General features: G+C 67.9%; 9 protein-coding genes. 7 read left to right on the plus strand and 2 right to left on the minus strand.

The features are described 5' to 3' along the window. Nucleotide 1: 1 nt before the first annotated feature. Entirely contained in the window at nucleotides 2-1,420 is a 1,419-nt protein-coding gene (gene sufB, locus ABV606_RS11600) for a Fe-S cluster assembly protein SufB (RefSeq protein ID WP_281487899.1), read from the minus strand. A 234-nt stretch (nucleotides 1,421-1,654) separates the two neighbouring features. On the opposite strand from sufB, the gene ABV606_RS11605 reads away from it, so the two are divergent. Continuing rightward, nucleotides 1,655-2,602, plus strand: coding sequence for a COX15/CtaA family protein (locus ABV606_RS11605; RefSeq protein ID WP_435415094.1), 948 nt, complete (start codon nucleotides 1,655-1,657; stop codon nucleotides 2,600-2,602). A 401-nt stretch (nucleotides 2,603-3,003) separates the two neighbouring features. On the opposite strand, the gene ABV606_RS11610 is transcribed toward ABV606_RS11605, so the two are convergent. Next, nucleotides 3,004-3,924 (minus strand): heme o synthase, encoded by a 921-nt coding sequence (locus tag ABV606_RS11610; protein ID WP_353987829.1) that lies wholly within the window; start codon nucleotides 3,922-3,924, stop codon nucleotides 3,004-3,006. A gap of 229 nt (nucleotides 3,925-4,153) precedes the next feature. On the opposite strand from ABV606_RS11610, the gene tkt reads away from it, so the two are divergent. Genes tkt through pgl form a run of 6 tightly spaced genes read left to right on the plus strand, consistent with a single transcriptional unit; the run spans nucleotide 4,154 to nucleotide 12,350 of the window. Next, nucleotides 4,154-6,247, plus strand: coding sequence for a transketolase (gene tkt / locus ABV606_RS11615; RefSeq protein WP_353987830.1), 2,094 nt, complete (start codon nucleotides 4,154-4,156; stop codon nucleotides 6,245-6,247). Between the two features lie 26 nt (nucleotides 6,248-6,273). Next, nucleotides 6,274-7,386, plus strand: coding sequence for a transaldolase (gene tal, locus ABV606_RS11620; protein ID WP_281487896.1), 1,113 nt, complete (start codon nucleotides 6,274-6,276; stop codon nucleotides 7,384-7,386). Continuing rightward, nucleotides 7,383-8,975 carry a glucose-6-phosphate isomerase gene (locus ABV606_RS11625; protein WP_353987831.1) on the plus strand — a complete coding sequence of 531 codons (1,593 nt, stop codon included), beginning with the start codon at nucleotides 7,383-7,385 and terminating at the stop codon, nucleotides 8,973-8,975. The genes tal and ABV606_RS11625 overlap by 4 nt, the downstream gene beginning before the upstream one ends. Nucleotides 8,976-9,022: 47 nt before the next feature. Continuing rightward, nucleotides 9,023-10,564 carry a glucose-6-phosphate dehydrogenase gene (gene zwf, locus ABV606_RS11630; protein ID WP_281487894.1) on the plus strand — a complete coding sequence of 514 codons (1,542 nt, stop codon included), beginning with the start codon at nucleotides 9,023-9,025 and terminating at the stop codon, nucleotides 10,562-10,564. Continuing rightward, the gene (locus ABV606_RS11635; protein WP_353987832.1) at nucleotides 10,561-11,532 is read left to right on the plus strand and encodes a glucose-6-phosphate dehydrogenase assembly protein OpcA; all 972 of its coding nucleotides are present in this window, start codon (nucleotides 10,561-10,563) and stop codon (nucleotides 11,530-11,532) included. Before zwf ends, ABV606_RS11635 begins: the two co-directional genes overlap by 4 nt. Further along, nucleotides 11,529-12,350 carry a 6-phosphogluconolactonase gene (gene pgl, locus ABV606_RS11640; protein ID WP_353987833.1) on the plus strand — a complete coding sequence of 274 codons (822 nt, stop codon included), beginning with the start codon at nucleotides 11,529-11,531 and terminating at the stop codon, nucleotides 12,348-12,350. Before ABV606_RS11635 ends, pgl begins: the two co-directional genes overlap by 4 nt. Nucleotides 12,351-12,466 lie beyond the last annotated feature (116 nt).

Below are 12,466 nucleotides of genomic sequence, written 5' to 3' on the forward strand. Positions count from 1 at the left end.
ATCAGCCGACGGATCCTTCCATGCTCATCTCGATGAGCTTGTTCAGTTCGAGCGCGTACTCCATTGGCAGTTCGCGCGCGATCGGCTCGATGAAGCCGCGCACGATCATCGCCATCGCCTCGGCCTCTTCGATGCCGCGCGACTGCAGGTAGAACAACTGCTCCTCGCTCACGCGCGACACAGTGGCCTCGTGCCCGAGCTGCACGTCGTCGACGCGGATGTCGATCGCCGGGTACGTGTCGGAACGCGAGATCGTGTCGACGAGCAGCGCATCGCAGTTCACCGTGTTCGCGGAGTGGTGCGCCTTCGCGTCGATCCTCACCTCGCCGCGGTATCCCGTGCGGCCGCCGCCGCGGGCGATCGACTTCGACAGGATGTTCGAGCTCGTGTACGGAGCCATGTGGATCATCTTCGCGCCGGCGTCCTGGTGCTGGCCGGGACCGGCGAAGGCGACCGAGAGCGTCTCGCCCTTCGCGTGCTCGCCCATCAGGAAGATCGACGGGTACTTCATGGTGACCTTGGAGCCGATGTTGCCGTCGACCCATTCCATGGTGGCGCCCTCGTGGGCGACCGCGCGCTTCGTCACGAGGTTGTACACGTTGCTCGACCAGTTCTGGATGGTCGTGTACCGCACCCGCGCGTTCTTCTTCACGATGATCTCGACGACCGCCGAGTGCAGCGAGTCGCTCTTGTAGATGGGAGCGGTGCAGCCCTCGATGTAGTGCACGTAGCTGCCCTCATCGGCGATGATCAGCGTGCGCTCGAACTGACCCATGTTCTCGGTGTTGATCCGGAAGTAGGCCTGCAGCGGGATCTCGACGTGCACGCCCGGTGGGACGTACACGAACGATCCGCCCGACCAGACGGCCGTGTTCAGCGCTGCGAACTTGTTGTCGCCCGACGGGATGACCGTGCCGAAGTACTCCTCGAAGAACTCGGGGTGCTCCTTGAGCGCGGTGTCGGTGTCGAGGAAGAGGACGCCCTGCTCCTCCAGATCCTCGCGGATCTGGTGGTACACGACCTCCGACTCGTACTGCGCGGCGACGCCGGCGACGAGCCGCTGGCGTTCGGCCTCGGGGATGCCGAGGCGCTCGTAGGTGTTCTTGATCTCCTCCGGAAGCTCTTCCCAAGAGCTGGCCTGCTTCTCGGTGGAGCGCACGAAGTACTTGATGTTGTCGAAATCGATCCCGCTGAGGTCGGCGCCCCAGGTGGGCATCGGCTTGCGGTCGAAGATCTTGAGCGCGTTCAGGCGGCGCTGCAGCATCCAGTCCGGTTCGTCCTTCAGGCGCGAGATGTCTTCGACCACCTCATTCGACAGCCCGCGACGAGCTGAAGCGCCCGCCACATCCGGGTCGGACCAACCGAACTCGTACTGTCCAAGACCGTCGAGTTCTGGCCGTTCGATGAGCACGTCAGACATAACTCCCTCTCTTCCCCCGGTTACAACCGATGGGGCTGCTCCGGCATTCCTGACACAGCGAAGCAGCGGGAGCAGACGGTGGCCAGCGCCGGTGCGCGGTTGCTTAGACTTGACGACGACGCTCGGCCCTGATCGGCACGGCGTCAACCCTGACTCCCGGCGATGGCTGTGTTCTTGGAACCCGGCCAATTCTACAGAGAATGCGCTGAAAAGGAACGGAAGGACATCCGGCACGTGACCACGCCCGCCGTGCGGCCCTCACTCCCCCGCCGAGGCCTCGCCGCCCGGTTGCCCGCGACGGTCGACCGGCGCGTGCGGCTGTTCGCCTGGCTCTCGTTCCTGAGCGAGGTGCTCATCATCGGCACCGGCGGCGCAGTGCGTCTCACCGGTTCGGGTCTCGGCTGCCCGACCTGGCCCACGTGCACGCCCGAATCCCTCGTGCCGACCCCCGAGATGGGCATCCACGGGGTGATCGAGTTCGGCAACCGAACCATGACGGGCCTCGTCGGCATCCTGGCGGTCCTGGTGCTCGTGCTCATCTGGCGCTTCCGGCGCCAGCGGCGCGACCTCTTCGTGCTCGCCTGCATCGTCCTCGGTGGTGTGGTTGCGCAGGCGGTCATCGGCGGCATCACAGTGTGGACGGGGCTCAACCCGTTCATCGTGGGCTTCCACTACGTCGCGTCTCTGCTCCTCGTGTGCGTGACAGCAGCGTTCCTCGTCTTCGCCTATGAGCCGGCCGGTCCGAGGGTGCGCACGGTGCAGCGGGGCTTCGCCGCGCTCGCGCACGCGACGAGCGCGGCACTCGCGCTCACCATCGTCTTCGGTGTGATCACCACCGGCGCCGGCCCGCACTCCGGAGACGCGGATGCCGGGCGCAACGGATTCAACGCAGAACTGCTCGAGCATGTGCACGCGTGGCCGAGCTACGCGCTGTTCGCGCTCACTGTCGCGCTGGTGATCGCCTCGTACCGCACGCGCTTCGGCGGTCGTCGTTGGGTGGTCGCCCTGCTGGCGATCGAGCTCGTGCAGATCGGAGTCGGCCTGTACCAGGCGAGAAACGGCTTGCCTGCGCTCTCCGTGGGTGCGCACATGGTGCTCGCGGCGCTCACGGCCGCTGCGATGACCGTGGTGCTGCTGCGCATGAAGCGCCGAGAGCCGCTCGAGCAGACGGCCGCGGCGTAACCCCGCTCGAGCAGACGGCCGCGGCGTAACCCGGCTCGAGCAGACGGCCGCGGCGTAACCCGGCTCGAGCAGACGGCCGTGGCGTTACACCCCGGTCCCCGCTTGACGGTAGGCGCCGCCTGAGCACTTGCGGGCCGCGCCCGCTCGCCAGCGGTCGCCGGCGCCGCTCACGAACCGTGGGTGGCCGCTCATCACTCGCGGGAGCACTGCCGACCCTCCTACGGTCGCGCCATCGACGGCTTCAGGCAGCGCCTGCTCGGCACTTCGGGCAGCATCCGCGCACGGTTCGCCGAAGCCCGCGTCACGAGCCAGGGCAGCGCCAGCCACTGCTTGCGACCAGCGCCGCCCGTTCACCACTGCGGCGGCGTTGTCCCACTCGGTGCGCTAGTGAGGGGCTCCCGTCAGAAGGGCAGTAGCGGGTCGACGCCGACGGCGACGAAGAGCAGCGTCAGGTAGGTGATGCTGGCCTTGAACACGAGCATGGGCTTCGGCTCTTCGCCACGGATCGCCCTGTTGTACAGACAGTGGGTCTCGGCGATGAACCAGAAGCCTGAGCCTGCGGCGACGACGGTGTAGACGATGCCCATGGGCGCGACCGGAACGAGCAGCAGCGAGGCGGCCACGGTGGCCCACGCGTACAGGATCGTCTGCAGCCCCACGGCCGCGCGACCGCGAGTGACCGCCAGCATCGGCACGCTCGCGCTCTCATAGTCGGCGCGGTACTTCATCGACAGCGGCCAGTAGTGCGGTGGCGTCCAGAGGAAGACGACGAGGAACAGGATGAGCGGCGCCCAGTCGACGCGTTCGGTGACCGCGGCCCAGCCGATGAGCACCGGGAAGCAGCCGGCGATGCCGCCCCAGACGATGTTCTGCTCGGTGCGGCGCTTGAGCACCAGGGTGTACACGACCACGTAGAAGAAGATGGCCGCGACCGACAGTGCGGCGGTCAGCGGGTTCGTGAACACCAGCAGCCACACGGTGGAGAGCACCGTGAGCACCCACGAGAAGATCAGCGCAGCTCGAGGGGTGATCTCGCCCGTGACGAGCGGCCGGTTCTCGGTGCGATGCATCAGGCGGTCGATGTCGCGGTCGATGTAGCAGTTGAACGAGCTCGCCGCGCTCGCACTGAGCGTGCCGCCGATGAGCGTCGCGACCACGAGCCAGAGGTTCGGGATGCCGCGCTCGGCGAGGATCATCACGGGCGCAGTCGTCACGAGCAGCAACTCGGTCACCCTGGGCTTGGTGAGCGAGACGTATGCCTTGAGGGTGCGGCGGAAGCCGATGCTCGGACGCTCGGTCGTGCTGGAAACGGCTGCGCTCATTGCTCCTCGAAAACTGCTGATCCGGGTGGCCCGAGTCTAGTCGATGCGTATGTGGGCCTTCCCTATACTTGAGGTTGCTCGCCCGATGGGGTGCGGCATCCCTCGAGGCGGAGTACACCGTCCTCGACGACACCAGCGCCGTGCTGAGTGGAATCCGTGCTGATACCCGTAGGTGGCCGCACGCGAGGATCGACACCGCTCCGGCGCCGCAGAGAAGGGTTGTTATCCAGTGGCAGCACTCGAGTGGGAGTCCATCGACGATCAGGCGGTCGATACGGCGCGCATCCTCGCAGCCGACGCCGTTGAGAAGGTGGGCAACGGACACCCGGGCACCGCGATGAGCCTGGCACCCGCTGCGTATCTGCTGTTCCAGAAGGTGATGCGCCACGACCCCTCCGACCAGCACTGGCTCGGCCGCGACCGGTTCATCCTCTCCGCCGGGCACACATCGCTGACGCAGTACGTGCAGCTCTACCTCGGCGGATACGGCCTGGAACTCGATGACCTCGAGGCGCTGCGCACCTGGGGCTCGAAGACCCCCGGACACCCTGAGTACGGGCACACCGACGGCGTCGAGATCACCACCGGACCTCTGGGCCAGGGCCTCGCGTCGGCTGTCGGCTTCGCGTACGCGCAGCGCTTCGAACGCGGTCTCTTCGACCCTGAGGCCCCTGCCGGCACCAGTCCCTTCGACCACCACATCTACGTGATCGCCAGCGACGGCGACCTGCAGGAGGGCGTGACCAGCGAGGCCAGCTCGCTCGCGGGACATCAGCAGCTCGGCAACCTGGTCGTGATCTACGACAGCAACCAGATCTCGATCGAAGACGACACCGACATCGCGTTCACCGAGGACGTCGCGAAGCGGTACGAGGCCTATGGCTGGCAGGTGCTCACGGTCGACTGGAAGAAGACCGGCGAGTACGTCGAGGACGTAGCCGAACTTCACCGGGCCATCGAAGAGGCCAAGGCGGAGACGAGCAAGCCCTCGCTCATCGTCCTGAAGACCATCATCGGCTGGCCGTCGCCGCACAAGCAGAACACCGGCAAGATCCACGGCTCCGCCCTCGGCGCCGACGAACTCGCCGCGGTCAAGCGAGTACTGGGGTTCGACCCCGAGAAGCACTTCGCTGTCGCCGACGACGTGATCGCGCACACTCGCAAGGCGGTCGACCGGGGCCGCGCGGTACGCGCGGAGTGGCAGAAGGACTTCGACAGCTGGGCCGCCGCCAACCCTGATCGGAAGCAGCTGCTCGATCGTCTGCTCGCCGGTGAGCTGCCCGCCGACATCGACGACGCGCTCCCAGTATTCGAAGCGGGCAAGGACGTGTCGACTCGCGCAGCATCCGGCAAGGTGCTGGGCGCGCTCGGCGCCGCGCTTCCCGAGCTCTGGGGTGGTTCCGCCGACCTGGCGGAGTCGAACAACACGACCATCGAGGGTGCGGCGTCGTTCGTCCCAACCGAGCGCTCGACCGAGCTCTGGAAGGGCGACCCCTATGGCCGGGTGCTTCACTTCGGCATCCGTGAGCACGCCATGGCCTCGATCCTCAATGGCATCGTCCTGCACGGCCCCACCCGCCCCTTCGGCGGCACATTCCTGATCTTCAGCGACTACATGCGGCCTGCGGTGCGCCTGGCAGCGCTCATGAAGGTGCCGTCGATCTTCGTGTGGACGCATGACTCCGTCGCACTGGGCGAAGACGGGCCGACCCACCAGCCGATCGAGCAGCTCTCCTCCTTGCGGGCCATCCCCGGGCTCGACGTGGTGCGGCCCGCTGATGCCAACGAGGTCGCCTGGGCCTGGAAGACGATGCTCACGCGTCGTCACGCCCCGGCAGGCATCGCTTTGACGCGCCAGAACGTGCCCGTGTTCGAACGGGGTGACGGCGATGCTCACGGCGACACGCTCGCCTCCGCGAGCAACGTCGCCAAGGGTGCATACGTGCTCGCCGAGGCCCCAGGCGGTGCGGCTGACGTCATCCTCATCGCCACCGGTTCGGAGGTGCAGCTGGCGCTGGAGGCGCGCGAGCGCCTTGCCAGCGAGGGCATCAACGCACGTGTGGTCTCCGCTCCTTGCCTCGAGTGGTTCGAGGAGCAGAGCGGCGAATATCGCGAGTCGGTGCTGCCGGCATCCGTTCGCGCTCGGGTCTCGGTCGAAGCCGGGCTCGGACTCAGCTGGAGGGGCATCGTGGGAGATGCGGGCCGCAGCGTCTCGATCGAGCACTTCGGTGCCTCGGCCGATTACAAGACGCTGTTCCGCGAGTTCGGAATCACGACGGATGCCGTGGTGTCCGCAGCCAAGGAGTCGCTGGCGGCGCTCTGAGCCCCGCCGGTCAGGAAGGAACCGAGATGTCCGCAACCACCCCCACCCAAGCCCTCTCCGAACTCGGAGTCAGCATCTGGCTCGATGATCTCTCGCGCGAGCGCATCCTCTCGGGAGACCTCAAGCGCCTGATGGACGAGCGCAATGTCGTCGGCGTGACGACCAACCCCACGATCTTCGCCAACGCCCTCTCCAAGGGGCACGCCTACGACCAGCAGGTCGCCGAGCTGGCGAAGCAGGGCGCGGATGTCCAGACGGCGGTGTTCGAGATCACCACTCACGACGTCGCCAGCGCCTGCGACATCATGCGTCCCGTCTACGATGCGACCGACGGCCGTGACGGCCGGGTGTCGATCGAGGTCGAGCCGGGGCTCGCCCACGATGCCGCCGGCACCATCGCCGAGGCCAAGACGCTGTGGGAGAAGGTCGACCGGCCCAACGTCATGATCAAGATCCCGGCGACGGATGCCGGGCTCGAAGCGATCACCGCAGCCACCGCGGCCGGGATCAGCGTCAACGTCACGCTGATCTTCAGCCTCGACCGCTACCGCCAGGTCATCAACGCCTACCTGCTCGGTTTGGAGCAGGCGCGACAGGCCGGTATCGACCTCTCGACCATCCGCTCGGTCGCCTCGTTCTTCGTGTCGCGCGTCGACACCGAGATCGACAAGCGGCTCGAGACGATCGGCACCGACGAGGCGCTGGCGCTCAAGGGCAAGGCCGGCGTCGCGAACGCTCGGCTCGCCTATCAGGTCTTCGAGCAGTCGTTCGAGACCGAGCGGGCTCGAATGCTGCTTGACGCCGGAGCTCACCGCCAGCGCCCGCTGTGGGCGTCGACAGGCGTCAAGGACCCTGCTCTCCCCGACACGCTGTACGTCGTCGAGCTCGCGGTGCCCGACACCGTGAACACCATGCCCGAGAAGACCCTCGAGGCCACCTTCGATCACGCCGAGGTGCTCGGCGACCGCATAACGGGCGAGTACGACGACGCCGAGCGCGTGCTCGACGCCATTGCGGCGCTCGGCATCTCCTACGCCGACGTGACGCAGTTGCTCGAGCGCGAGGGGGTCGAGAAGTTCGGCGCCTCCTGGGATGAGCTCCTGGCGGATCTCGAGGCGGCGCTCGAGGCAGCACGATGACCGTCGAGATCGCGGCGCGGGGCGCCGCCAAGGAGGCCATCGACCGCATCGTGCCGCAACTGGTGGACGATCTCGTCGCCAGCCGGATCACGGCCCAGGACGAGACTCTCTGGGGCCCGGATGCCGAGGCGGAGGCGTCGATCAGGCTCGGCTGGACCGAGGCCGTCGCCGTCTCGGAGCCCCTCGTGGAGGAGATCATCGAGCTTCGCGATCAGCTCCGCGAAGCGGGCGTGAACCACATCGTGCTCGGTGGAATGGGCGGTTCGTCGCTCGCGCCCGAGGTCATCACACGCACACAGGGCGTCGACCTGACGGTGCTCGACTCGACCGATCCCGGTCAGGTGCGAGCGGCCCTCAGTGACCGCCTTGCGACGACTGCGGTGGTCATCTCGTCGAAGTCGGGCAGCACGGTCGAGACCGACAGCCAGAAGCGCGTGTATGAAGCGGCCTTCCGCGAGATCGGGATCGACCCGGCAGAGCGCATCGTCGTCGTGACCGACCCCGGCTCGCCGCTCGATCGTTCCGCCCGCGAAGACGGATACCGCGTCTTCAACGCCGACCCGAACGTCGGCGGCCGCTACTCGGCGCTGACCGCCTTCGGGCTGGTGCCGTCGGGGCTTGCGGGGGCCGACATCCGCGAACTGCTCGACGAGGCCGAGGCCGTGACGCTGCAGCTCGCCCAGGACTCCCCCACCAACCCGGGGCTCATCCTCGGCGCCGTGATGGCTGGGACGAAGCCGCTCAAGGACAAGCTGGTGATCGTCGCCGACGGCACCCATATCCGCGGTTTCGCCGACTGGGCCGAGCAGCTCATCGCCGAGTCGACGGGCAAGCACGGAACCGGCATCCTGCCCGTCGTGGCCGGACCGGACGCGCCTGAGGTGACGCACCCGCCTGCTGATGTGCAGGTCGTGCGCCTGGTGGCGGATGCCGCAGCAACCCGCGAGGTGAACGAGGGCGAAGTCGAGATCTCGGGCTCGCTCGGCGCTCAGCTGCTCGTATGGGAGTACGCGACGGCGGTGGCCGGTCGCCTGCTGGGAATCAACCCGTTCGACCAGCCCGATGTTGAGTCGGCGAAGGCGGCGGCCCGCGGCATGCTCGACGATCGTCCGGCTCCTACTCCGCCGCTGTTCACGGATGACGGCATCGAGGTCCGCGGCGACATCGGTCAAGGGCAGCAGACCCTCGACGGCGCGCTTCAGGCGCTGCTCGGCTCGCTCGGCAGCGACGGATATGTGGCTATTCAGGCCTACACCGACCGCACCGCGTACCCGGAGCTCGAGTCGCTCCGCGACGCCGTCGCGCGTCGCACGGGCCGCCCGGTGACCTTCGGCTGGGGACCCCGCTTCCTGCACTCGACCGGGCAGTTCCACAAGGGCGGTCCAGCAGTGGGCGTGTTCCTGCAACTGCTGGCGCCATCGGCGGATGACGTCGAGATCCCTGGCCGGCCGTTCACCTTCGGCGAGCTCATCGCAGCTCAGGCTGCCGGTGATGCCACGGTCCTGGCCGAGCACGGCGGGCCGGTGCTCACGCTCACGCTGACCGACGTCGCCGCGGGCGCAGCAGCGCTGCGCCGGCTGCTCGGCTGAGTCTGCGCGCGGCCCGCGCCGGACGGCATCCGTTTTCAAGGAGTTCAATGCCCCCCGTGGAGATCACGGCGCAGCACAATCCGCTGCGCGACCCCGCCGATCGGCGACTCAACCGCATCGCCGGCCCGAGTTCGCTCATCATCTTCGGCGTGACCGGAGACCTGTCACGCAAGAAGCTCATGCCGGCGGTCTACGACCTCGCCAACCGCGGATTGCTGCCCGCGGGGTTTGGCCTGGTCGGGTTCGCCCGCCGCGAGTGGGCCGATGAGGACTTCGAGAAGGTCGTGCACGATGCCGTCAAGCAGTACGCGCGCACACCCTTCGACGAGGACGTGTGGCGCCAACTCCGGCAGGGCGTGCGGTTCGTGCAGGGCACGTTCGACGACGACGACGCGTTCGAGCGTCTGAGGACCACGCTCGAAGAGCTCGACCGCACTCGGGGAACGATGGGGAACCACGCGTTCTATCTGTCGATCCCGCCGAAGTCGTTCCCGCAGGTCACGGAGCAGCTCCGCCGCTCAGGGCTCGCGCATGCCCGCGAGGGCGCATGGAGCCGGGTCGTCATCGAGAAGCCGTTCGGCAGCGATCTGCGGAGCGCGCGCGAACTGAACGATGTCGTCGAGTCGGTGTTCCCCTCCGAGTCGGTGTTCCGCATCGACCACTATCTCGGCAAGGAGACGGTGCAGAACATCCTGGCGCTGCGCTTCGCGAACCAGCTGTTCGAGCCGATCTGGAACGCCAACTACGTCGACCACGTGCAGATCACAATGGCCGAGGACATCGGGGTGGGCGGCAGAGCCGGCTACTACGACGGCATCGGCGCGGCGCGCGACGTCATCCAGAATCACCTGCTGCAGCTGCTCGCGCTCACGGCGATGGAAGAGCCCAACTCGTTCGACGCGGCCGACCTGCGCACCGAGAAGGAGAAGGTGCTGGCTGCGGTGCGCCTGCCCGCCGATCTCGCGCTGGGAACCGCTCGCGGCCAGTATGCGAGCGGCTGGCAGGGCGGCGCGAAGGTGGTCGGGTTCCTCGAAGAGGACGGCATGAACCCCGAGTCGACGACCGAGACCTATGCGGCGATGCGACTCGACATCAACACCCGCCGCTGGGCGGGGGTGCCGTTCTACCTCCGTGCCGGCAAGCGGCTCGGCCGCCGGGTCACCGAGATCGCCGTGGTGTTCAAAAGGGCACCGCAGTACCTCTTCGCCGAGGCGCAGACCTCCGAGCTCGGCGAGAACGCGCTCGTCATCCGCGTGCAGCCCGACGAGGGCGTCACGATCCGCTTCGGCTCGAAGGTGCCGGGCGCCGGCATGCAGGTGCGCGACGTGACGATGGACTTCGGCTACGGTCACGCGTTCACCGAAGCGAGCCCCGAAGCATATGAGCGGCTGATCCTCGATGTGCTCCTCGGCGATCCGCCGCTCTTCCCGCGGCACGAGGAGGTCGAGCTCAGCTGGCGCATCCTCGATCCCATTGAGGAGTTCTGGGCGACGCAGGGCCGGCCCGAGCAGTACAGCCCCGGCACTTGGGGCCCCGACTCCGCCGACGCGCTCATGGCGCGCGACGGCCGCAGCTGGAGGCGACCGTGATCATCGATCTGCCCGACACCACCGTGAGCGCCGTGTCGAAGGCGCTCGTCAACATCCGCGAGGAGGGTGGCGCCGTCGCGCTGGGCCGCGTGCTCACACTCGTGATCGCCGCTGCGCTCGGCGAGGAGGAAGAGGCCATCGAGGCCGCCAACGATGCGTCTCGCGAGCACCCGATGCGCGTCATCGTGATCTCGACCGATCCGCAGCGCACCGACGACGGGCAGCCGCAGGCCCGCCTCGATGCTCAGATCCGCGTCGGCGGTGACGCGGGCGCGAGCGAGGTGCTCGTGCTCAAGGCCTACGGCGAGATCGCCGACGACGCTGCGGGGCTCGTGATGGGCCTGCTCCTGCCCGACGCCCCTGTCGTCGCATGGTGGCCCTACAACGCGCCGGAGACGCCGAGTGCATCTCCCCTGGGCCGGATCGCGCAACGGCGCATCACGGATGCCGCGACAGCTGCCGACCCGGCCTCAGCCATCCGCGACCTGGCCGATTCCTACCGGCCCGGTGACACCGACTTCGCGTGGACTCGGCTGACGCTCTGGCGAGCCCAACTGGCGGCAGTGCTCGACCAGCCCCCGTACGAGCCGGTCACCGCGATCGAGGTCGTCGGCGCGGCCGACTCCCCCTCGACGCAGTTGCTCGCCGGCTGGCTCACGCTGCAGCTCGACGCTCCGGTCGAGGTGACGGTGACCGATCCTGCACACGGCCCGAGCGGCATCCGTCGCGTGCAATTGCACCGGCCCTCGGGCGTGGTCACGCTCGAGCGGCCCGGTGCCGGTGTCGCCGTGCTCACGCAGCCCGGTCAGCCCGCCCATGACATCTCGTTGCCTCGCCGATCCCTGCGCGACTGCCTCGCCGAGGAGTTGCGGCGGCTCGACCCCGACGAGGTGTTCGGGGCCGTCATCCGTGAGGGTCTGCCGAGATGCTCCGTGACCACGGTCGCACAGGAAGGAACTACCCCATGAACGATCGCCGAGTAGTCGTGCTCGACGACGCCGATGCGCTGGTCGCAGCGGTCGCGGCCCGGTTCGTCGAATTGCTGAGCGAGGTGCTCGCCGAGCAGGAGATCGCGCACGTGGTGCTCGAGGGCGGGCGGGTGCACCTGCGCACGCTCAGCGCCATCGCCGAGTCGCCAGAGCTCGAGGGCATCGATTGGAGCCGCGTGCACATCTGGTGGGGCGACGAGCGCTTCGTGCCGCACGATGATGCGGAGCGGAATGCCGGGAAGGCGCAGCAGCTGCTGCTCAACCGCATCGACATCCCCCAGTCGAACGTGCACGCCATGCCGGCCTCGGACGAGATCCAGTCGCTCGACGAGGCGGCTGAGCGGTACGCGCAGGAACTCGCCCGCTTCTCAACCGGCGACGACCCCTTCCCCCACTTCGACATCACGTTCCTCGGCGTGGGACCGGATGGCCACACGGCGTCGTTGTTCCCTGGCAAGGATGAGGTGCTCGACAAGGAGTCGACCGTGCTCCCGGTGCGCAACTCGCCGAAGCCTCCGCCCGAGCGGATCACCCTCACCAGGCGAGTGCTCAATGCCTCGCGTCGCGTGATCGCGTCGCTCTCCGGTGACGACAAGGCTGCCGTGCTTGGACTCGCTCTCGCCGGTGCTTCGTACGCCGAGGTTCCCATTGCGGGCGTCAAGGGCCGGCTGTCGACGACGTTCTACGTCGATGAGGCCGCGGCAGCGCAGGTTCCGGAAGAGCTCATCGCCCCCGGTGCCTACTGGACGGCTTCGGATGCGGGCGAGGAGCCGGGACCTGAGGATTCCGCCGACTGAGCGCGGGCCTCTGCTCGAAACGTGAAAGGGCCGGTATCCACACGGATACCGGCCCTCTTCGTGCTCGGCTCGGGCGCTGCGTCGGCGAGACGGTTCGCCGCGCGGCCCTGCGTGAC

It is taken from the genome of Ruicaihuangia caeni (assembly GCF_040536845.1).
Taxonomy (GTDB): domain Bacteria; phylum Actinomycetota; class Actinomycetes; order Actinomycetales; family Microbacteriaceae; genus Ruicaihuangia; species Ruicaihuangia caeni.

Coding starts and splice junctions, on each gene's coding strand:
- sufB (WP_281487899.1), bottom strand. CDS start 1,420: ATGTCTGACGTGCTCATCGAACGGCCAGAACTCGACGGTCTTGGACAG.
- ABV606_RS11610 (WP_353987829.1), bottom strand. CDS start 3,924: ATGAGCGCAGCCGTTTCCAGCACGACCGAGCGTCCGAGCATCGGCTTC.
- tal (WP_281487896.1), top strand. CDS start 6,274: ATGTCCGCAACCACCCCCACCCAAGCCCTCTCCGAACTCGGAGTCAGC.
- ABV606_RS11625 (WP_353987831.1), top strand. CDS start 7,383: ATGACCGTCGAGATCGCGGCGCGGGGCGCCGCCAAGGAGGCCATCGAC.
- zwf (WP_281487894.1), top strand. CDS start 9,023: ATGCCCCCCGTGGAGATCACGGCGCAGCACAATCCGCTGCGCGACCCC.
- pgl (WP_353987833.1), top strand. CDS start 11,529: ATGAACGATCGCCGAGTAGTCGTGCTCGACGACGCCGATGCGCTGGTC.